16 protein-coding genes and 1 pseudogene are annotated in these 18,974 nt (G+C 41.6%); 9 read left to right on the forward strand and 8 right to left on the reverse strand.

Features of this window, described 5'->3' with window-relative positions; all coding sequences use genetic code 11:
* Nucleotides 1-359: 359 nt before the first annotated feature.
* Both AC6IZ0_RS05510 and AC6IZ0_RS05515 read right to left on the reverse strand, forming a co-directional pair.
* Nucleotides 360-2,072: a diflavin flavoprotein gene (locus AC6IZ0_RS05510; RefSeq protein ID WP_497725360.1), complete on the reverse strand. Its 1,713-nt coding sequence runs from the start codon at nt 2,070-2,072 to the stop codon at nt 360-362.
* A 72-nt stretch (nt 2,073-2,144) separates the two neighbouring features.
* A pseudogene (locus AC6IZ0_RS05515) lies at nt 2,145-3,861 on the reverse strand (diflavin flavoprotein).
* Between the two features lie 263 nt (nt 3,862-4,124).
* Between AC6IZ0_RS05515 and cobA the strand changes: the two are divergent.
* Nucleotides 4,125-5,693: a uroporphyrinogen-III C-methyltransferase gene (gene cobA, locus AC6IZ0_RS05520; protein ID WP_497725361.1), complete on the forward strand. Its 1,569-nt coding sequence runs from the start codon at nt 4,125-4,127 to the stop codon at nt 5,691-5,693.
* Nucleotides 5,694-5,741: 48 nt separating this feature from the next.
* Nucleotides 5,742-6,026, forward strand: coding sequence for a DUF2470 domain-containing protein (locus AC6IZ0_RS05525; RefSeq protein WP_271734308.1), 285 nt, complete (start codon nt 5,742-5,744; stop codon nt 6,024-6,026).
* A gap of 26 nt (nt 6,027-6,052) precedes the next feature.
* Here AC6IZ0_RS05525 and AC6IZ0_RS05530 read toward each other — a convergent pair whose 3' ends face one another.
* Complete coding sequence (locus tag AC6IZ0_RS05530) at nt 6,053-6,862, reverse strand: Tab2/Atab2 family RNA-binding protein (RefSeq protein ID WP_497725362.1); 810 nt, start codon at nt 6,860-6,862, stop codon at nt 6,053-6,055.
* Between the two features lie 75 nt (nt 6,863-6,937).
* Nucleotides 6,938-7,696, reverse strand: coding sequence for a YebC/PmpR family DNA-binding transcriptional regulator (locus tag AC6IZ0_RS05535; RefSeq protein ID WP_497725363.1), 759 nt, complete (start codon nt 7,694-7,696; stop codon nt 6,938-6,940).
* A 112-nt stretch (nt 7,697-7,808) separates the two neighbouring features.
* Here AC6IZ0_RS05535 and AC6IZ0_RS05540 point away from each other — a divergent pair, with 112 nt between their 5' ends.
* The 5 genes from AC6IZ0_RS05540 to AC6IZ0_RS05560 all read left to right on the forward strand — a co-directional run bounded on the left by AC6IZ0_RS05540 (nt 7,809) and on the right by AC6IZ0_RS05560 (nt 15,548).
* Nucleotides 7,809-9,128: an ABC transporter substrate-binding protein gene (locus AC6IZ0_RS05540; protein ID WP_497725365.1), complete on the forward strand. Its 1,320-nt coding sequence runs from the start codon at nt 7,809-7,811 to the stop codon at nt 9,126-9,128.
* 150 nt (nt 9,129-9,278) lie between these two features.
* A complete protein-coding gene (metH, locus tag AC6IZ0_RS05545) occupies nt 9,279-12,806 on the forward strand; it encodes a methionine synthase (protein WP_497725367.1) in 3,528 nt (1,175 codons plus the stop codon).
* A gap of 319 nt (nt 12,807-13,125) precedes the next feature.
* Nucleotides 13,126-13,662 (forward strand): hypothetical protein, encoded by a 537-nt coding sequence (locus AC6IZ0_RS05550; protein WP_497725368.1) that lies wholly within the window; start codon nt 13,126-13,128, stop codon nt 13,660-13,662.
* A gap of 90 nt (nt 13,663-13,752) precedes the next feature.
* Nucleotides 13,753-14,196 (forward strand): hypothetical protein, encoded by a 444-nt coding sequence (locus tag AC6IZ0_RS05555; RefSeq protein WP_497726004.1) that lies wholly within the window; start codon nt 13,753-13,755, stop codon nt 14,194-14,196.
* Nucleotides 14,197-14,246: 50 nt separating this feature from the next.
* Entirely contained in the window at nt 14,247-15,548 is a 1,302-nt protein-coding gene (locus tag AC6IZ0_RS05560) for a DNA cytosine methyltransferase (RefSeq protein ID WP_497725370.1), read from the forward strand.
* On the opposite strand, the gene AC6IZ0_RS05565 is transcribed toward AC6IZ0_RS05560, so the two are convergent.
* From AC6IZ0_RS05565 to AC6IZ0_RS05575, 3 genes are all read right to left on the reverse strand, one after another.
* A complete protein-coding gene (locus tag AC6IZ0_RS05565) occupies nt 15,541-15,723 on the reverse strand; it encodes a hypothetical protein (RefSeq protein ID WP_497725371.1) in 183 nt (60 codons plus the stop codon). The genes AC6IZ0_RS05560 and AC6IZ0_RS05565 overlap by 8 nt on opposite strands.
* Nucleotides 15,724-15,841: 118 nt before the next feature.
* Complete coding sequence (locus tag AC6IZ0_RS05570; RefSeq protein ID WP_497725373.1) at nt 15,842-16,663, reverse strand: Rpn family recombination-promoting nuclease/putative transposase; 822 nt, start codon at nt 16,661-16,663, stop codon at nt 15,842-15,844.
* A gap of 246 nt (nt 16,664-16,909) precedes the next feature.
* Entirely contained in the window at nt 16,910-17,086 is a 177-nt protein-coding gene (locus AC6IZ0_RS05575) for a DUF2887 domain-containing protein (protein WP_497725375.1), read from the reverse strand.
* A gap of 55 nt (nt 17,087-17,141) precedes the next feature.
* On the opposite strand from AC6IZ0_RS05575, the gene AC6IZ0_RS05580 reads away from it, so the two are divergent.
* Both AC6IZ0_RS05580 and AC6IZ0_RS05585 read left to right on the forward strand, forming a co-directional pair.
* The gene (locus AC6IZ0_RS05580; RefSeq protein ID WP_497725376.1) at nt 17,142-17,858 is read left to right on the forward strand and encodes a M15 family metallopeptidase; all 717 of its coding nucleotides are present in this window, start codon (nt 17,142-17,144) and stop codon (nt 17,856-17,858) included.
* Nucleotides 17,855-18,496, forward strand: coding sequence for a PAP/fibrillin family protein (locus tag AC6IZ0_RS05585; protein ID WP_497725377.1), 642 nt, complete (start codon nt 17,855-17,857; stop codon nt 18,494-18,496). Before AC6IZ0_RS05580 ends, AC6IZ0_RS05585 begins: the two co-directional genes overlap by 4 nt.
* Here the strand turns inward: AC6IZ0_RS05585 and AC6IZ0_RS05590 are convergent.
* Complete coding sequence (locus tag AC6IZ0_RS05590; protein WP_271734317.1) at nt 18,477-18,950, reverse strand: TspO/MBR family protein; 474 nt, start codon at nt 18,948-18,950, stop codon at nt 18,477-18,479. The two genes, AC6IZ0_RS05585 and AC6IZ0_RS05590, sit on opposite strands and share 20 nt — an antisense overlap.
* Nucleotides 18,951-18,974: the final 24 nt, after the last annotated feature.

Genomic DNA, 18,974 nt, shown 5'->3' on the forward strand with positions numbered 1-18,974 from the left:
TTGTGTGAGAACTACTGGATAGTGATTTCCTAGCTTAAGATGACATGATACATATTCAATTGTCTTGGTGGCAATTGCGGAATCTTACCTCAATATTTATGTCAGATTTGTTAGACTGGCCATGAGTCCAAAAGTTCCAGGTTCAAAATGCTCTTGTAGTTCTAGATACCCTATGGGCTAGAAACTAGAAAAGTTTTTGCTAAATGTCAGAGCAATTAAGGGAATATCTAACTATACAAGAAGACTCCCGCCAAACTTGAGAGGATGACAGGAGTCTGACAGTAGAGATTTACAGACCATTTCCAGACATTAATATCTGTACTTCATGTACTCGAAAAGTTCTGGCTCTGGCAAAACTTCTAATAGTGAGTCCCAGTTTTACGATGGTTGATGGCAGTCACACCATCAGGTTTGATTAACTTACCATTGTCAACAGTTGCGTAAATTACCCAATGATCCCCACATTCCATGCGTTCCTGGACGGAGCATTCTAGATAAGCTAGGGCATCGGTGAGAATTTTACAGCCATTATCTGCAACTGTGGTGCTAAAGTTGGCAAATCTGTCTTCTCCAGGGGCAAAATTTTTGCGGAAATGCTTCGTGTACTCTAAATGATGGCCTTCCTCCAGGATATTCAAAGCAAATTTACTACCTGGATACATTAGAGATTCTATAGCTCTGTCCTTGGCGATCGCCACAGTCAGACCTGGTGGATTGAAGGTAGCTTGTGAAATCCAAGAGCCTAACATCCCAGTAGAGACATCACCTTGTTGAGCGCAGAGAACACAAACTGAACCAACAATTCTACCGACAGCTTGCTCCAAAGGGGTAGCAGCTTGTTGGGGTAACCGGATTTTTTGAGATTTTTTCAAAGTTTGAGCAAAGTCTGTACCAACTTCTTCACAGAATTTGAGCGTAACATCATCAGGTTTAAACTTAACTTTGAAAGTATCAAAGCCAAAGCGATAACCAGCATCGCGAAGTTTACCTTCAATCAAATCAAATGCTTCACCACTCCAACCGTAGGAGCCAAAAACCCCTGCGAGTTTATGACTATCACCCACAGTGAGGACGATTCCCAAAGCAGTGTGAATAGGTGTGGGAGCATGACCGCCGATAGTGGGGGAACCAATCACAAAACCATCACACTGTTGTATAGCAGTGCGGATTTCATCAGGGGTAGCAAATTCGCAGTTAATTGATTGCACTGCTGCGCCGCCTTTAGTCAATCCCAAAGCCATAGCCTGAGCTAAAATTGCTGTATTTCCGTAAGCTGAGGCATAAAGTAGAGCTACAGAGATATCACGGTGTTTTTGAGCATTGCTCCATTGTGCATAGGCGTTGGTTAGTTCGATTAATCCGGTACGTACCAATGGGCCGTTACCCGGAGCATACATTCTCACATGCAAATCAGATATTTTCTCCAAAGCTGCTTCTACGTGTTGAGCTTGAGGAGCCATTAAACAGTTGTAGTAGTAGCGCTGGTCTTCTTGTAATGCTTCCGGTTGGTCATCAAACACCTCATCCCCACAGATATGAGAGCCAAATAGCTTATCTGTGTAGAGGATTTGGGTTTGCTGGTCGTAGGTACAAAGTCCTTCTGGCCAGCGCGGACTGGGAATAGGTAAGAATTTTAAAACGTGACCCTTACCTAAATCAAGGGTTTTTTTCCCCCGCATGACTAGAATTTCTAGTGCGTTATCTGGGAAAGCATGACGCAAATTAGCTGCACCCAAGAGAGAACAAACAAATGTTACCTGGGGTGCTAGTTGTAGAAGCGCCTTGAGAGTTGGCAGGCGATTGGGGCTAAAATGACCTAAAATTACGTAATCCAACTCTTTCAAGTTCAGGGTCTGCTGCAACGCCTCTAAATAAAGTTCCGTGAAGGTTTCAGCAGGTGGGTCAATAATTGCGGTTTTATCACCTTCAATTAAATAACAATTGGAGGTAGTGCCTCTTTCTCTTGCGTATTCAATTTCAAACCGCAGGCGTGACCAACTACGCGCTCTAATAAATGTGGTGTTTGTAGCGACGGGGATAACTTGTACGTCACGGGGTTTGGAATTGCTCATAGATTTTTGCCAAAAATAAGAGGATGTTTTAAAAGGGGGGGAAATACTTAATACCTATTCCCCATTCCCTAATTAGTAGTAGTTACCTACTTTGCGATGGCGAACTGCTGTGAGTGCATCAGATTTAGAAACACGACCTTCTTGAACTGTGCAGTATAAGAGCCAGTGGTCGCTGCACTCCATGCTCTTTTGGACTTCACATTCCATGTATGCTAGAGCATCGGTGAGGATGGGAGAGCCGTTTTTAGCGGTTTGGGTTTTCACCCCAGCAAATCTGTCAGCACCGGGAAGTAAGCGCTTGAGAAATTGCTTTTTCAGTTCTTGATAATTTCCTTCTTCTAGGACGTTGAGGACGAAATGATCCCCTACTCGCATTAAGGAGTCAATGGCGCGGTCTTTGGCTACTGCTATGGTGAATCCTAAAGGTTGTAGGCTGGCTTGGGCTACCCAGGAGGCTAACATGGCACTTTTAACATCACCTTTTTGGGTGGTGACAATATACAGTCCGTTGCTAATCCGCCCCAGGGCTTTTTCCATGTTGACATCAAGGGCTTTGATTTGCTTGATGTTGCGTTCCCGCATCAGTAATTGTCCCAGGTCTATACCGGCTTCTTGGCACAGATGGAATGTTACATCTGTGGGAGATTGTTTAATGCGAATAGCAGGGAAGGCTTCTTTAACACCCAGGTCGATAAATTTCCGCCGCAGGGTATCAATCGGTTCGTCGTCACCGCCGTAACATTCAAATAAACCTACTAGTTGTTTGTTTGTGACTACGGATAATAGTGAACTTATACCGGCTTGTGCTGCTACAGCAGTGGATGGGGGCATACCGATGATCAATCCCGTGGCTCTACCTGCTAGCTCTTGAATTTCTTGGGGTTCGGCTGTGCCTAGGTCAATGACTTCTATTCCCACTCCTGTTTTTTGGATACCTTCAGCTATGGCTAAACCTAGCTCATCGCTATATCCATACTGGGAAACATAAAATAAGCCAACTGTGGTTTCTGTTTTAGCTTGTCTTTGGCTCCAAGTTTGGTAGCAGTCAGTTAATATATCTAAGTGATGGTACAGTATTGGCCCGTGACCATTGGCGATCATGTTAATTTTTCCCAGTTCCCCCATTCTCTTCATGGCGTTTAGTAGAGAACGGACATTGGAGCCATGAGGCAGTCATAGTAAAATCTAAAGTCTGGTTCAATCGCTTCTAAGTCTTCGTCAAAGGTGCGATCGTCACAGAAGTGCATCCCAAATGCATCACAGGTGAACAGGGTTTCGGTTTTGCGATCGTAGCTGAAGATTGTATCTGGCCAGTGCAGATTGGGCGCACTCACAAATTCTATTTCGTGTCCTTTGCCAATATTAATCCGATCGCCACTTTTAACGATGCGCTTGGAAAATGGCTCGTGTACTAAACCTTCTAAAAACTGTAGGGCAATTTTTGAGGCTAATACTGTGGCTCTGGGTGCTAATTGCAATACATCTTCTACTAGACCACTATGGTCTGGTTCTGTGTGGCTAACTATTATGTAATCGATTGTCTTGGGGTTAACAAGACTTTTCAGTGTGTCTAAATATAGTTGACGAAACTTCTGGTGGGAAGTATCAATCAAAATTGTCTGCTCACCCCTAATTAGATATGAGTTGTATGTCGTACCGTTTTGCAGTCCGAATTCGATATCGAAGCGATCGCGGTCCAATCAAGAGAGCGAATCGCCGTTGTGTTAGGGGCAATTTCTACAGTCTGTATACTTAGTCTATGCTGTACGTTCTCTGCGATCGCTACCATTATTCGTCTCCGAGCGCAAATTTTGAGTATTCTTTTCTGCACTCATTGTCCCTTGAATCTATTTTTAAAGTTGTAATCAAGTTGCTATTTTATAAAATCTAATTTGTAGTGATTATTGCGATTTTTTTCCTTGATTTTTGGGGGGTGATTTCTTCTTTTTTCCGCCGATTAACGCCAAGTTATCAGGGTTTTTAATAGGAGGTTAATTCCAGTTTTTGTAGTAAAATTTATTTGTTTTCTGGGTGGTTTCACAGGTTAAATTTATGACTGAACAAAAGGGGAAGGTTTATCTGGTGGGTGCTGAACCTGGAGATGTGGCATATCTGACGGTAAAGGCTTACAATCTTCTGGCTATGGCTGAGGTGTTAGTCTACGATGCTCTGGTAAATCAGCAATTATTACAGTATGTCAGACCTGATTGTCTGTGCCTAGATGTTGGTAAACGTGGTGGTCAACCTAGCACACCCCAAGGGGAAATTAATCAATTACTGGTTGACTATTGTTTGCAAGGTAAACAGGTGGTACGATTAAAATCTGGGGATCCGTTGATTTTTGGTCGCTGTACCCCGGAAATTACAGCTTTGCAAGCTCAGTATTGTGAGTTTGAAGTCATACCAGGAATTTCTTCGGCCTTAGCTGCTCCTTTAATGGCTGGGATTCCTTTGACTGATGCTGTACTTAGTCGTTGTTTTGCTGTCCTCACAGCCCATGAACCAGATGTTTTAGATTGGGAAGCTTTATCTAGATTGGACACTCTGGTAATATTGATGGGGGGAACTCATCTAGCTGAGATTATACATCAACTCATCAGGCAAGGTCGATCACCATATACCCCTATTGCTATTATTCGTTGGGCGGGAACTCCTGATCAACAAGTTTGGGTAGGAGAACTGAAAAATATTCTCACGCAAACCCTGGGCGTTTATCTCTCCCCGGTGGTAATTGTGATTGGGGAAGTTGTAAAATTACGTAATTACTTACAAACTCAGAGAATATCCTTAAAATATCAAGCTTTTGACTCTCCACCTATGTTAAATAATTCCCCCCTCACAGGTAAAACTATTCTGGTGACTCGTTCCGCTGGGCAATCGAGCCAATTTAGCGATGGCCTCTCGGCATTGGGTGCGACTGTGATTTCCATGCCTACTTTAGAAATTGTCCCCCCTTCCAGTTGGTCAGGTTTAGACCGGGCGATCGCTAATTTGACAGATTTTCACTGGTTAATTCTTACTTCTACCAATGGGGTAGATTACTTTTTTACCAGATTATTCGCCCAAGGTCAAGATGTTCGTGCTCTAAGTAGCATTAAAATTGCTGTGGTGGGTGAAAAAACAGCCCAAAGTCTGCAACAACGGGGACTTAAACCAGATTTGATTCCCCCTAATTTTGTCGCTGATGCTTTGGTGGCTCATTTCCCCGAATCACTACAGGGTCAAAAGGTGTTATTTCCCAGAGTAGAAAGCGGCGGAAGGGATGTTTTAGTTGCAGAATTAACTGCTCAAGGTGCGGTAGTTGTGGAAGTAGCTGCATATCAATCTCGCTGTCCCAGAAATATACCAGAGTCAGCAAAATTAGCCTTGCAAAATCGGACTGTAGATATAATTACCTTTGCTAGTTCTAAAACTGTCAAGTTCTTCTGTCAACTCTTACAAGAGGTATTTGCCGATAACCGTGACATCAGCCATATTTTAGCAGATGTTTGTATTGCTTCTATAGGTCCGGAAACTTCCAAAACCTGCCAATCCTTATTAGGGCGTGTGGATGTTGAGGCTGAGGAATATACTTTAGATGGTTTAACCCAAGCAGTAGTTAAATGGGTAAAAAGTCGTTAACTGGTAAAATCTGAGATCATCACTGTATTATTAACTTCCTAATCCATCATGTCTGATTACTTCTCCCCTGAAATTAGCTCACGCATTTGCACTCATATGAATGATGACCATGCTAATGCTGTAGTTCTTTATGCCCAGGCTTTTGGGGGTGTGACAGATGTCACAAGTGCAAAAATGCTCTCCATTGACTCTCAAGGGATGAATTTGACAGCAGAGGTAAATCAACAAACTGTGCCAGTGCGGATTCAATTCGATCATATTTTGGTAGACTCAGAAGATGCTCACCAAACTTTGATTGCCATGGTGAAGCAAGCACGACTTCAGGGAAAATAGTCACTAGCTTAAGTAGGTTACCTTGGTTAAATATACTTAGAATTTACATCTAAGCATAGTAACCAGAAGCCACTATAGGTCATCCCAGAATCATCGGGTTGCACTAACAAAAAGTGCAATCCTCGGCTTTGTTGTTGACGCTGTTGATAGGTTTTGGCCCCCGCAACCACATCTGCATCTGTAAAAGTGGCGAGAATCCACCTATCTACTAAACCAGCCTCTAATATTAAACCATGGGGTTCACCTGCTATGTAATTTAACGATGCTGGCTGTGCCGTATCTAACCACAGAGCCAAAGCCATTGACTTTCTACCACCATAGATAACTACCCCCGGAATAGGCGCTGTGGATGGTAAACCCAAATTAATGGGTTGTAAAGATTCTGGTATAGACAAAATAGGTATGGGGCGTTCTGCAAATACATCCACAAGTTCACCCGCTGGGAGCGTAGCAAAGCGCCACTGTTCCCCCCAGAGGTTTTCTGGTAATGGTGTTGGGGGTGGTTGATCTAGGGTTAAGGGATATTGCTTTGCTTGTAACCACCGTTTTAAGGCTAAAGTATGGCGGGTGGGTTCGACGCGAATATTTAAGTTTTTGGCGGCGACTTGAATTAAACTTAAGGTCTGGGGACGAAATACCTGAATGATATCTGGTAAGTTGTTACTAGCGGCTAGCTGAATTTGAGTAGCAAGCCAATGGGCGGTGGCGGCTGTCTGGGGACAGGAGGCTGTATATTCAAAGGTATGTGTTGGGTCACAAATCAACAATTCCCATAGGGTTTGTCCGGATGTCTCCTGTACTGGACTGGGATAAAAGTCAAGTTGCCAAATTTTCATAATTTTTGGGAAAAAGAGATTTATGAACCACAGATCCACAGATAAATTGATGGGTGTCTGTGCGGTTAGTTGTTCTTAAACCATGATTACATCTAAAAGACTGTCGGCTATTTCAAAGTTAGCAGTCACATTCTGGACATCATCTAAACCTTCGAGAGTATCAATTAACTTGAGCAGCGATCGCCCTTGCTCAGGATCAGCAATCTCAATATAATTAGTGGGTATCCAGCGTAATTCTACATCCCTGATCTCAAAGCCTTGGTCCTTGAGTGTCTGGGTGAGCAGTTCTAAGTTGATCACCTCGGTAAATACCTCGGCTATGTCATGGTCAATCATTTCATAAGACTGGGCTTCACCTTCTAGGGATGCTTCTAAAAGCTGGTCTTCATTTTTTACCCCCTGAACAGTACACACACCTTTTTGATGAAACATCCAGCTGACGCAACCTGTTTCACCAAGGTTACCACCGCGCTTACTAAAAGCGGCACGTAAATCAGCCGCTGTGCGGTTACGATTATCTGTGAGGGCTTCAATTAAAATTGCGACACCACCCGGTCCATAACCTTCGTAGCGAATAGCCTCAAAATTACTACTATCCCCGCCAAAGGTTCCTGCACCCTTAGCGATCGCCCGTTCAATATTATCATTAGGTATATCCGCAGCCTTAGCCTTATCGATGGCTGTACGTAGCTGAAAATTAGCGCTGGGGTCTGGTAAACCAGTCCTCGCAGCAATAATAATTGCTCTAGATAACTGGGCGAAGGTCTTACCCTTCTTGGCATCTACTACTGCCTTTTGACGCTTAATATTTGCCCATTTACTATGTCCTGCCATAATGTTAAATGATTAACCCTTTCTTGAAAGTTTAGGATATATCAAATGCCAATTGAAGTATCTAATATCAATTGTGCGATACCTGATGATAAGTTTTGCGCGCATTTTTCCCATGCCCAATAAATTCAGAAGACAAAGAAAGAAATTAAAATACTACATTAGAAGTTTACTACTGTTACTGCTGGTCGGCATACTGGCTTTGAGTGGATGCCAAAACCTCAGAAAAACAGATGTAGTTCATCTTACCTTATGGCAAGGTGTAAATCCCCCGCCTAATCGAGATGTTTTACAAAGACTTGTAGATAAATTTAATCAAACTCATCCCTATATTCACGTAGAATCTGTCTATGCAGGACAACAAGACCAGCAAATCCCCAAAATTTTAGCAGCAGTGGTGGGGAATGCTCCCCCAGACCTATTATGGTACAACCCCACTATTGCCGGTCAATTAGTGGAACTAGCAGGTTCCTTAATTCCTTTAGATGACCAGCTGAATAATTCCCCAGTCAAAGGGGAAATTGACCCGGCCTTGTTTGAATCCATGGAATACCAGGGTAAAATCTGGTCTGTGCCCTTTGCAACTAATAATGTGGCTGTATATTACCGTCCCAGTTTGTTTACAGCCGCCGGAATTACCGAATTACCCAGAACTTGGGAAGAGTTTCGCCAAGTGGCACAAAAATTAACCCGTGATACTAATGGCGATGGACGCATAGACCAGTATGGGGTATTGTTGCCATTAGGAAAAGGTGAGTTTACGGTCTTCACCTGGTTACCATTTATGTGGAGTAGTGGCGGCGAATTAGTACCGCCAGACGTGCAAAAACCAGCAGCAGTAATGTTACAAGATAATCCAGGGGCGATCGCCGCCTTGCAATTTTGGCGTCATCTGGTTGAAGATGGTTCTGCCATGTTATCCCCCCCAGAAAGAGGCTATGAAACAGGTAACTTAATTTCTGGTAAGGTAGCCATGCAGGTAACTGGTCCCTGGAGTCTAAAAGAATTTACTCAGAGCGGTGTTGATTTTGCCGTTTTTCCCATACCTATAAATCAAAAACCTGCTACCAGCATCGGGGGTGAAAACCTATTCTTATTTAAAACCACACCAGAAAGGCAAAAAGCAGCTTTCATCTTTGCTGAGTATGCCATGAGTGCAGAATTTCAAACAGAATTAGCTTTGGGAACCGGTTATTTACCAATTAACCTGAAATCTCGCCAACAACCAGAATATCAAGCATTCCTCCAAACTAACCCATCTGTGCAGGTATTTTTAGATCAGGCCCGACATGGGCGATCGCGTCCCATATTTCCCGGCTACAATCGGATATCCGATAGCCTAGGACGAGCAATAGAATCAGTACTACTGGGTCAAACCTCGCCACAACAAGCCCTAAAAACCGCCCAACAGCGCCTAGACCTGATCTTTAACTGAAACCACCAAGCGTCAACATCTGTGGTTTGGACTGTGCGCCTAGTATATGCAACAAAATTCTACCAAGACCGAACCGCATAAAACGCCGACAATTTGGGAAAATAATAAAATAGAACACTACAAGACTGAAGTAATTTCCTGTAGGAAAATATGACTCATCCGTTCCTAGAACATCTGCATAGTCCCAACCGCCCAGTTATCGTCTTTGACGGTGCAATGGGAACCAACCTGCAAAGTCAAAACCTGACTGCGGAAGATTTCGGCGGTTCAGAATATGAAGGTTGTAACGAATACTTAGTTTACACCAACCCCGAAGCCGTCGCCAAAGTACACCGAGACTTTCTCGCCGCTGGCGCTGATGTCATTGAAACAGACACCTTTGGAGCCACATCCATTGTACTAGCAGAATATGACTTAGCACACAAGACCTATGACTTAAATAAAACAGCCGTAGAAATAGCCAAGAGGGTCGCCGCTGAATTTTCCACCCCAGACAAACCGAGATTTGTCGCCGGTTCCATGGGACCCACAACCAAACTCCCCACCTTGGGACATATTGACTTTGACACCCTCAAAGCTAACTTCGCCGAACAAACCGAAGCCCTCTTTGATGGTGGAGTTGATTTATTTCTGGTAGAAACCTGTCAAGACGTACTGCAAATTAAAGCAGCACTCAATGGTATTGAAGAAGTTTTTAGCAAAAAAGGTGAACGTCGCCCGCTCATGGTATCCGTTACCATGGAAAGCATGGGTACAATGCTAGTAGGTTCAGAAATCAGTGCTGTGCTGACCATATTAGCACCATATCCCATAGATATTCTGGGTTTGAACTGTGCCACAGGGCCAGACCTGATGAAACCACATATCAAGTATCTCTCAGAACATTCACCTTTTATCGTCTCCTGTATACCCAATGCCGGTTTACCTGAGAATATTGGTGGTAAAGCACACTACCGCCTCACACCGTTGGAATTACGCATGGCATTAATGCACTTTGTTGAAGATTTGGGTGTCCAAGTGATTGGGGGTTGCTGTGGGACACGTCCAGAACACATTCAACAATTAGCAGAAATTGCCCAAAACCTGAAGCCAAAAGTCAGACAGCATAGCCTAGAACCAGCCGCAGCATCAATTTATTCCACTCAGCCTTACGACCAAGATAATTCCTTCTTGATTGTCGGTGAACGTCTCAACGCCAGTGGTTCCAAAAAATGCCGTGATTTGCTCAATACAGAGGACTGGGATGGACTAGTATCTATGGCTAGGGCCCAAGTCAAAGAGGGGGCACACATCCTTGATGTCAACGTCGATTATGTAGGACGTGACGGTGTGCGAGATATGCACGAATTGGTATCGCGCATTGTCAATAATGTTACATTGCCCTTAATGCTCGACTCCACAGAATGGGAAAAAATGGAGGCGGGGTTAAAGGTAGCCGGTGGTAAGTGTTTACTCAACTCCACCAACTACGAAGATGGCGAACCACGTTTTTTAAAAGTGCTGGAGTTAGCTAAAAAGTACGGCGCTGGGGTAGTTATTGGTACTATCGATGAAGATGGGATGGCGCGGACAGCCCAGAAAAAGTTTCAAATTGCCCAACGTGCCTATCGTCAAGCTCTAGAATATGGTATCCCTCCCACAGAGATATTCTTTGATACTTTAGCTTTACCTATTTCTACCGGGATTGAAGAAGACCGAGCCAACGGTAGGGCTACCATTGAATCAATTCGACGGATTCGCCAAGAATTACCCGGCTGTCATGTAATTTTAGGTGTATCTAATATTTCCTTTGGTTTAAACCCAGCAGCCAGAGTTGTACTCAACTCCATGTTTTTACATGAAGCAATGACCGCCGGTATGGATGCAGCCATTGTCAGCCCTAACAAGATTTTACCTTTGTCTAAAATTGCAGACAACCATCAACAAGTTTGTCAGGACTTAATTTATGACCGGCGTAAATTTGAGGGTGATGTCTGCGTTTATGATCCTTTAGGAGAACTTACCACCTTATTTGAAGGGGTAACCACAAAGCGCGAAAAAGGTGTAGATGAAAGTCTCCCCATAGAAGAACGCCTCAAACGTCATATCATCGACGGCGAACGCATTGGTTTAGAAGCACAGCTCACAAAGGCTTTAGAACAATATCCGCCTCTGGAAATTATCAACACCTTTCTTCTAGATGGGATGAAAGTTGTGGGTGAGTTGTTTGGTTCCGGACAAATGCAATTACCTTTTGTTTTGCAGTCAGCGGAAACCATGAAAGCTGCGGTTGCATATCTAGAACCCTTCATGGAAAAGTCAGAATCTGGTAATAATGCTAAGGGCACCTTTATCATTGCCACCGTCAAAGGTGATGTCCATGATATTGGTAAAAACTTGGTAGATATTATCTTATCTAACAATGGCTACAAGGTCATTAACCTGGGTATTAAGCAACCGGTGGAAAATATCATCGAGGCTTACCAACAACACAAAGCTGATTGTATTGCTATGAGTGGGTTGTTAGTCAAGTCTACCGCTTTTATGAAGGACAACTTGGAGGCGTTCAACGAAAAGGGGATTACTGTTCCTGTAATTTTAGGTGGTGCAGCCCTAACTCCCAAGTTTGTGTATCAGGATTGCCAAAATACCTATAACGGTAAGGTAATTTATGGTAAGGATGCTTTTGCTGATTTGCATTTCATGGATAAATTAATGCCAGCTAAAGCTGCTAATAATTGGGATGATTTCCAAGGATTTTTGGATGAGGTAGAAGCAGAACCAAAAATCACCACCTCCCCAGCACCTAGTACCCAGTCTCCCGCACCCAGTGATGCCCAACCTGTAACTATAGATACCCACCCATCTGAAGCTGTGGCGGTAGATATTCCCCGCCCCACACCGCCTTTTTGGGGAACTCAGTTATTACAACCTGCTGATATTCCCATTGAAGAAGTTTTGTGGTATTTAGATTTACAAGCTTTGATTGCTGGACAATGGCAATTCCGCAAGCCAAAGGAACAGTCTAAGGAGGAGTATCAGGAGTTTTTACAACATAAGGTTTCTCCGATTTTGGAGGGTTGGAAGGAAAGGATCATTACTGAGAAGTTGCTACATCCCCAGGTAATTTATGGGTATTTTCCCTGTCAGTCTCAGGGGAATACTTTGTATATTTATGATTCTCACCATCCAGAGTCACAGGTAAGAGCCTGTTTTGAGTTCCCCAGACAGAAGTCTTTAAGGCGGTTGTGTATTGCTGATTTCTTTGCACCCAAAGAGTCGGGGGTAATTGATGTCTTCCCCATGCAGGCGGTAACTGTGGGAGAGATAGCCACGGAGTTCGCCCAAAAGTTATTTGCCGACAATCAATACACAGATTATCTGTATTTTCACGGTTTAGCTGTGCAGGTGGCTGAGGCGTTGGCGGAATGGACTCACGCCAGAATTCGCCGGGAGTTGGGTTTTGGTGCTAATGAACCGGATAATATTCGGGATATTTTGGCACAGCGTTATCACGGTTCGCGGTATAGTTTCGGTTATCCCGCTTGTCCGAATATGCAGGATCAGTATAAGCAGCTGGAGTTGTTGGAGACCGACAGAATTAATCTGTATATGGATGAAAGTGAGCAAATTTATCCAGAACAGTCTACGACGGCGATTATTGCTTATCACCCTGTAGCTAAGTATTTCAGCGCCTAGTTATACTCCCCCCTTCCCAATGGGCTATTCATTACCCACATTTTTCTTAACAATCTTGAAACATTTATGTGGCAACGGTTTCAACGATTGAAAATTTCCCTACTCTTGACAAAATGTACCTTATTCTTCTTGATAAAACCCTTATTTTATTGAGAATCATCAACGGAGGATTAAGGTTTGGGGGTTTGTGAGCGATCGCTCTCACGAATGTTAAGAAAGATCCGGGTAATGGATAGCCCAATGGGAGGGGGGTAATTCAGGAATTGGCCTTGAAAATACATTACATTAGTACATGAGTCTATTAGCGAAATCATTAATTATGTGCAATCAAATTTATCAGAGAAATGTTGATGATTTACGTAAGTTAGCCTGTATGTTTTGGCCTTCAGAATTATCAAAACAAGAAGCAGAACTAAGTTTAATTCCCAAACTCATAGAAACGCAAGATCAGTTTATCGCAATTTTGAGTGTTCGTGTATCTCATTTAGATGGGCTATTCCAAATTATTGAATCTTGCAGCCTTCCAGCAAATTTATTTTTAAAACATTTACTTGTTCTAGCTGACTTTGGGGGCGAAATGATTCAGCGATTAAATACTCAGTTTGACTCAATTTTTCCTGAGAGAAGGTTGGATTATTTATGGAATACAAAAAGTTACTCTTATAGTTTTCAAGTTTTACCTGTACAGGGTCGACTCAGCAACACTAAACTGGGTATAAATGCAAAAAAAATACTAGAGAGTATAAATGATAAAGACAAAAAAGTACTGGAAAAGTCACCTCTATCTCTACTTCACAAAGACATAATAGCTTTGCTTTTATTTGGTGGTAATTCCATAACTGAAAAAGCGGCATAAATCCTATTCAAATGTGAAATAGGTAACTATATAGGTATAACAGATAAATTACAGCAATTTATTAGACAAAGATATATTTGGGTTAGTCGGATTACTGCTGGTTCTCAATCAAATAACTTAGGACAAATTACCCAAACTTTTGTAAAAAAATATTTAGAAGATAACCTTGATATTCCAAGTATTAATATCAAAGCAAATGGACAGATACCAGGTGTAAGCCATACTGAGGACAATAAACCGACAGCATTTGATATTATAGTTTATAAAAATAATAGGTATGTAGCTATTGAAGTCAGCTTTCAAGTAACTACAAATAGTGTGATTGAGCGCAAAGCTGGACAAGCAAAATCGAGGTTTGATCAAATTCAAACACTTGGATATAAAATAGCTTACGTCCTAGATGGTGCTGGTAACTTTGAAAGAGAAAATGCTCTCAAGATACTTTGTTCTTATAGTCACTGCACAGTCGCCTTTTCTGGTGAGGAACTTGATGTACTTTGTAGTTTTCTGCAGGAATACTTTGTAGACATATAAATGGCTCTAAGTTTCAAGTAGTGAATTTTAATAACAGAGGTTTTCAAAATATGCAAAAAATTAGATTCGTGGATTTATTTTCAGGGATAGGAGGAATTAGATTAGCCTTTGAACAAGCTGCTCATGGATTAAATATAGAAACCGAATGTGTTTTAAGTAGCGAAATCAATACAGATGCTCAACTAGTATATGCAAGAAATTTCAATCACCAGTCTTTAGGTGATATCCGAATTATAGATAAACTACCAGAACATGAAATATTATTAGCCGGTTTTCCCTGTCAATCATTTTCTTATGCTGGCAAAAAAGAAGGGTTTGGTGACACACGAGGTACACTATTTTTTGAAATCATTAGATTGCTTGATACATATAAACCACAAGCTTTTATTTTTGAAAATGTTAGAGGTATTTATAGTCATGAGCAAGGTAAAACTTTGGCAACGATCAAACACGAAATACAAAAAAGAGGTTACAGCTTTGATGCTTTTTTACTCAACAGTGCAAATTTCGGCTTACCCCAAAATCGAGTGCGGATTTATTTAATTGGCATTTTAAATGCTAATCCTGTATTTGATTTGATGTCGGATGTTGGTCCAAAAGATTCTCATAGTTATAATGATAATCAGTTATCTTTATTTGATAAAACAAAAAAAAATGTGAGTGTTTGTGATATTTTAGAAGATAATCCTAACAGTAAATATGACTGTTCTCCAGAGTTTATTAATGCCTTAAAACGGATATTTAACAATGATTTAAATCGACTTCATGGTGTAAGGCTAATTGATTATAGAGGTGGTAAATCTATTCATTCTTGGGAATTAGGATTGCGTGGTGAATGTACTGTAGAAGAAATTGCATTGATGAACCGTTTTATCTTAAAAAGACGCAACAAAGAATTTGGTGACCTACAAGACGGTAAACTACTGAGTCAAGAACAAATAGCCAGTTTCTGTGATTATCCTAATTTGGCAGATGTTCTGAATTCACTAGTTACTAAGAAATATTTGAAACTGATTAATGGTAAATATAAACCTTTATCTGGTAATTTTTCATTTGAAGTTTATAAATTTTTAGATCCTAGGAAAATTTCTGTGACATTGGTTGCTAGTGATGCTAATAGATTAGGCGTTTATCATAATCAGCGAGTCCGACGAATAACTCCCCGTGAAGCAGCACGTTTACAGGGTTTTCCAGATAATTTTTTACTTCATCCCAATGATGATAAAGCTTACTATCAATTGGGCAATTCGGTAAGCATTAATGTAGTTAAGGCTGTCGCACAAGAACTATTGGTAAAAATGTTTTGTGATTCTCAACTAAAAATAGAAAAGACTCAGGAATTAGTTAGATAAATAATTTTAGAAGGATGAATTTCCTCTTGGCGGCTAGAGCAACATCTGCATCTGTAAAGATGGCTACAATCAACTTATTTACTAAACCACCTTCTGATATTAAACCATATTGATGAATTGTCGCCAGCGATCGCATCCCAACTACCTTCAGGTAACTGGTAACAATACTCGTCAACTGGAAATACAGCCATCTGAGTGAGGTAAACTAGGGCAGGCAGGATGCCCACCCCACAAGATTTATGATATTAAGGTGTGTACTTTATTTACTTGAAAACTGCTGTAAGTAAAATTGCTTAGGTGTTATGCTGTGCAGCAAGGCGGACAGCTTCTAGGTCAACATTAAGCTGTTGAGCAATCTGTTCTAGACTCATCCCTGTTTTTAGTAACAGTGGTACAGCTACTTTCAGTATTTGTTGACGACCTTCTTGGCGACCTTCTTGGCGACCTTCTTGGCGACCTTCAGCTTTAGCTTCTTGATAGACTCTGGTTTGCTCTAAAGTCAGTCCGAGCATAGCTTCCACTTCCTCTCTACTTAACGAAGAAAACTTGTAAACAGCAATTGTGGTAATAATATCAATAATTTCTGTTTTTAGCCGTGCATCCTCTGACTCTAATTGTACTCGTTCAATTAATTTTTTTGCTTGGTCTGCCATCGTTTGCTCTGATGCGATGGTCAACTGCATTAAATTAATACCTATACGCTGCTGATTGGGATTACCTAATTCATCTAGATAAACTCGCTGTACTTGGTTGCTGTGGAAAAACAGACGATGAGTGTTTGTATCCCTTGGTTCTAAACTGCGGTCTGGGAAAATTACCACACAATACCAGTCATCGTATTCGCACTGGTTGCGGTTTAAATACATCAGCAACTCAGTAAAGAAGCGATGGTAAAGACCTTCATCTCGTTGAAATTGCACTTCTGCAAACAAGATAATCCGGGGTTTTGCATCCTCTGGTGGTAAAAACACCCCATCTATACGAAAAGAGGTTTCTTTGACTTCAACTGACTCAAATCGATAATTCTGTGCTTGTTCAGGACGGTAATCAATCAGTTCAAAAATAACCGATGGAAATCGCTTAAAAATTTGGTAATAAATCGAGTCCCGTTTCATGACAATATTTACATACTAGGATGGTTATAATCTTTCACACTGAGCATCAAAACCAATGATAACCTTGACAAGCAATTTAAGACTTGGTTGATAAAATTTGGTCGCTATCCAGTTGAGATGAAAAAAACTCCCCCTTCCCACAGTACGGGTGCTGCTGGGAAAATAGTCGATATGGTTTCCCTTATTGATGAATTGTCACAAGCGATCGCATCCCAACTACCTTCAGGTAACTGGTAACAATACTCGTCAACTGGAAATACAGCCATCTGAGTGAGGTAAACTAGGGCAGGCAGGATGCCCACCCCACAAGATTACTGACTCAAATCTATAGTTCTGTGCTTGTTCAGGACGGTAATCAATCAGTTCAAAAATAACCGATGGAAATCGCTTAAAAATTTGGTAATAAATCGAGTCCCGTTTCATGAAAATATTTACATACTAGGATGGTTATAATCTTTGACACTGAGTAGAAAAACTGATGAGACCTTATCACCAAATCCCTATATTAGAATGCGGTGAACCACTTGTGGCAATTCCTTTGCAATTATTTGCAGTGGAATCTCCCCATCCTTATGAAAAATTGGGCGCACCCTATGGGGGATATTCTCCTTATTATTTGCGCCAAAGTGTGGTAAAAAATTTAATTCAAGCCCAAAATTATTTACAAGAAATTCATCCCGGTTGGTATATCCAGATTTTTGATGCTTATCGCCCTGTGGCTGTGCAACAATTTATGGTAGATTACAGTTTTGCTCAAGCTTTACAACAGCAGGGATTGACTGAGGTTGAGTTATCACCACCACAACTACAAGCAGTTTGGGACTCGGTTTATGAAATTTGGGCGATACCCAGTTGGGATGAAAAAACTCCCCCTCCCCACAGTACGGGTGCTGCTGTAGATATAACACTGGTGGATGATAGGGGGGAAATAGTCGATATGGGTTCCCCTATTGATGAGTTGTCAGAGCGATCGCACCCGGACTACTATCTTCATAGTCACCACCCACAAGCCGCAACATATCACGCCCATCGGCAATTATTGTATAATGTGATGTTAAAAGCTGGATTTCAACGCAACCCTAGGGAATGGTGGCATTTTTGCTTAGGTGACCAGATGTGGGCTTGGTTGTATAATCAAAGTAATCCGGCTGATTCTTTCACAGCGCGTTATGGCCGGAAAATATTTGACCCTTGAATAATCGACTTTTATTACAGCAAAAACTCCAAACTTCCCTAGAGGAGATACAAACTAAACGTAATCTCAGTTCTCCTCTGACTGATTTACAGTTAGGTGAAACCTTAGCTGCAGAAATTGCTCAATTAGCTACGGAACTAGAAAGTTATAATCCCCATCCCCAACCTCTCCTCAATGCTACTTCTGTGCTGAATGGGGGGTGGAAGTTGCTGTACTCCACAGCTAGAGAAATCCGTTCTTTAGATTCCCTCCCCCTAGGATTACAGTTAGGTCAAGTTTATCAGGTAATTGATGTTACCAACAAACGATTTTTTAACTTAGCTTTTGTGAAACATTCTTTGGGGTTAGTTTCTGGATATGTGAAAGTAACAGCTAGTTTTGCACCAGCAACAGAGCAACGCATCAATGTAGATTTTGATCAACGCTATCTATCCATTGAGAAGATTTTGGGCTTTGATACTCCCCAACTTAACCCGTTTAAAGTAGTTCCTGCTAACAATCCTCAAGGGAGAGTCCCTACTTTAGATATTACTTATTTAGATGAAAGTTTCCGCATTGGACGGGGAGGAGATGGTAGTTTATTTATTTTAAGTAAGGCTGAGGATCTAAGTCGAATTCTCAAGCATCTTGAGGATTAAGGTTAATCATTTTCCACGTGGTATATGTACCAATGGGACTCCACAACAAATAGGGTATCAATAATACTGCTGCAACTCTGTAAACAGGTAAAATTGCTACTGTCAAAATCAGACAGATGACAAAACCTGTACCACCAATAATCGTACCCACCCGCAGACTACGCAGCCAAAACATTACCGGTGTATAGGCGATGGTGACAATTTCTAATAGTAAGTATAAACCCATGAGTAACCAAGTTCGTCCCGTACCTGGATTACTTTCCCAGACTATATAAGCTGACCAACCACCACAAATAAATATTAAAGTCCAAATTACTGGAATTGCTCTCTCAAAGGTTAACCATCGCGGTCTACGTAAGCGCCTAAACCATTGTACGTCGCTGGGTGTAATTAAGTTAGATCCTAAAGCTATTAACAAAGCTACACCCCCTATAACCATCCAGGATCTGATCATCTCTTTTATCCTTTAGGATATTCA

The sequence above is a fragment of the Anabaenopsis sp. NIES-4685 genome (genome assembly GCF_059725405.1).

Bases quoted from the DNA above. Each gene is read 5' to 3' on its own strand.
- AC6IZ0_RS05560 (WP_497725370.1), top strand. From the start codon at position 14,247: ATGCAAAAAATTAGATTCGTGGATTTATTTTCAGGGATAGGAGGAATT.
- AC6IZ0_RS05540 (WP_497725365.1), top strand. From the start codon at position 7,809: ATGCCCAATAAATTCAGAAGACAAAGAAAGAAATTAAAATACTACATT.
- cobA (WP_497725361.1), top strand. From the start codon at position 4,125: ATGACTGAACAAAAGGGGAAGGTTTATCTGGTGGGTGCTGAACCTGGA.
- AC6IZ0_RS05580 (WP_497725376.1), top strand. From the start codon at position 17,142: ATGAGACCTTATCACCAAATCCCTATATTAGAATGCGGTGAACCACTT.
- AC6IZ0_RS05550 (WP_497725368.1), top strand. From the start codon at position 13,126: ATGTGCAATCAAATTTATCAGAGAAATGTTGATGATTTACGTAAGTTA.
- AC6IZ0_RS05510 (WP_497725360.1), bottom strand. From the start codon at position 2,072: ATGAGCAATTCCAAACCCCGTGACGTACAAGTTATCCCCGTCGCTACA.
- AC6IZ0_RS05525 (WP_271734308.1), top strand. From the start codon at position 5,742: ATGTCTGATTACTTCTCCCCTGAAATTAGCTCACGCATTTGCACTCAT.
- metH (WP_497725367.1), top strand. From the start codon at position 9,279: ATGACTCATCCGTTCCTAGAACATCTGCATAGTCCCAACCGCCCAGTT.
- AC6IZ0_RS05590 (WP_271734317.1), bottom strand. From the start codon at position 18,950: ATGATCAGATCCTGGATGGTTATAGGGGGTGTAGCTTTGTTAATAGCT.
- AC6IZ0_RS05575 (WP_497725375.1), bottom strand. From the start codon at position 17,086: ATGAAACGGGACTCGATTTATTACCAAATTTTTAAGCGATTTCCATCG.
- AC6IZ0_RS05535 (WP_497725363.1), bottom strand. From the start codon at position 7,696: ATGGCAGGACATAGTAAATGGGCAAATATTAAGCGTCAAAAGGCAGTA.
- AC6IZ0_RS05570 (WP_497725373.1), bottom strand. From the start codon at position 16,663: ATGAAACGGGACTCGATTTATTACCAAATTTTTAAGCGATTTCCATCG.
- AC6IZ0_RS05530 (WP_497725362.1), bottom strand. From the start codon at position 6,862: ATGAAAATTTGGCAACTTGACTTTTATCCCAGTCCAGTACAGGAGACA.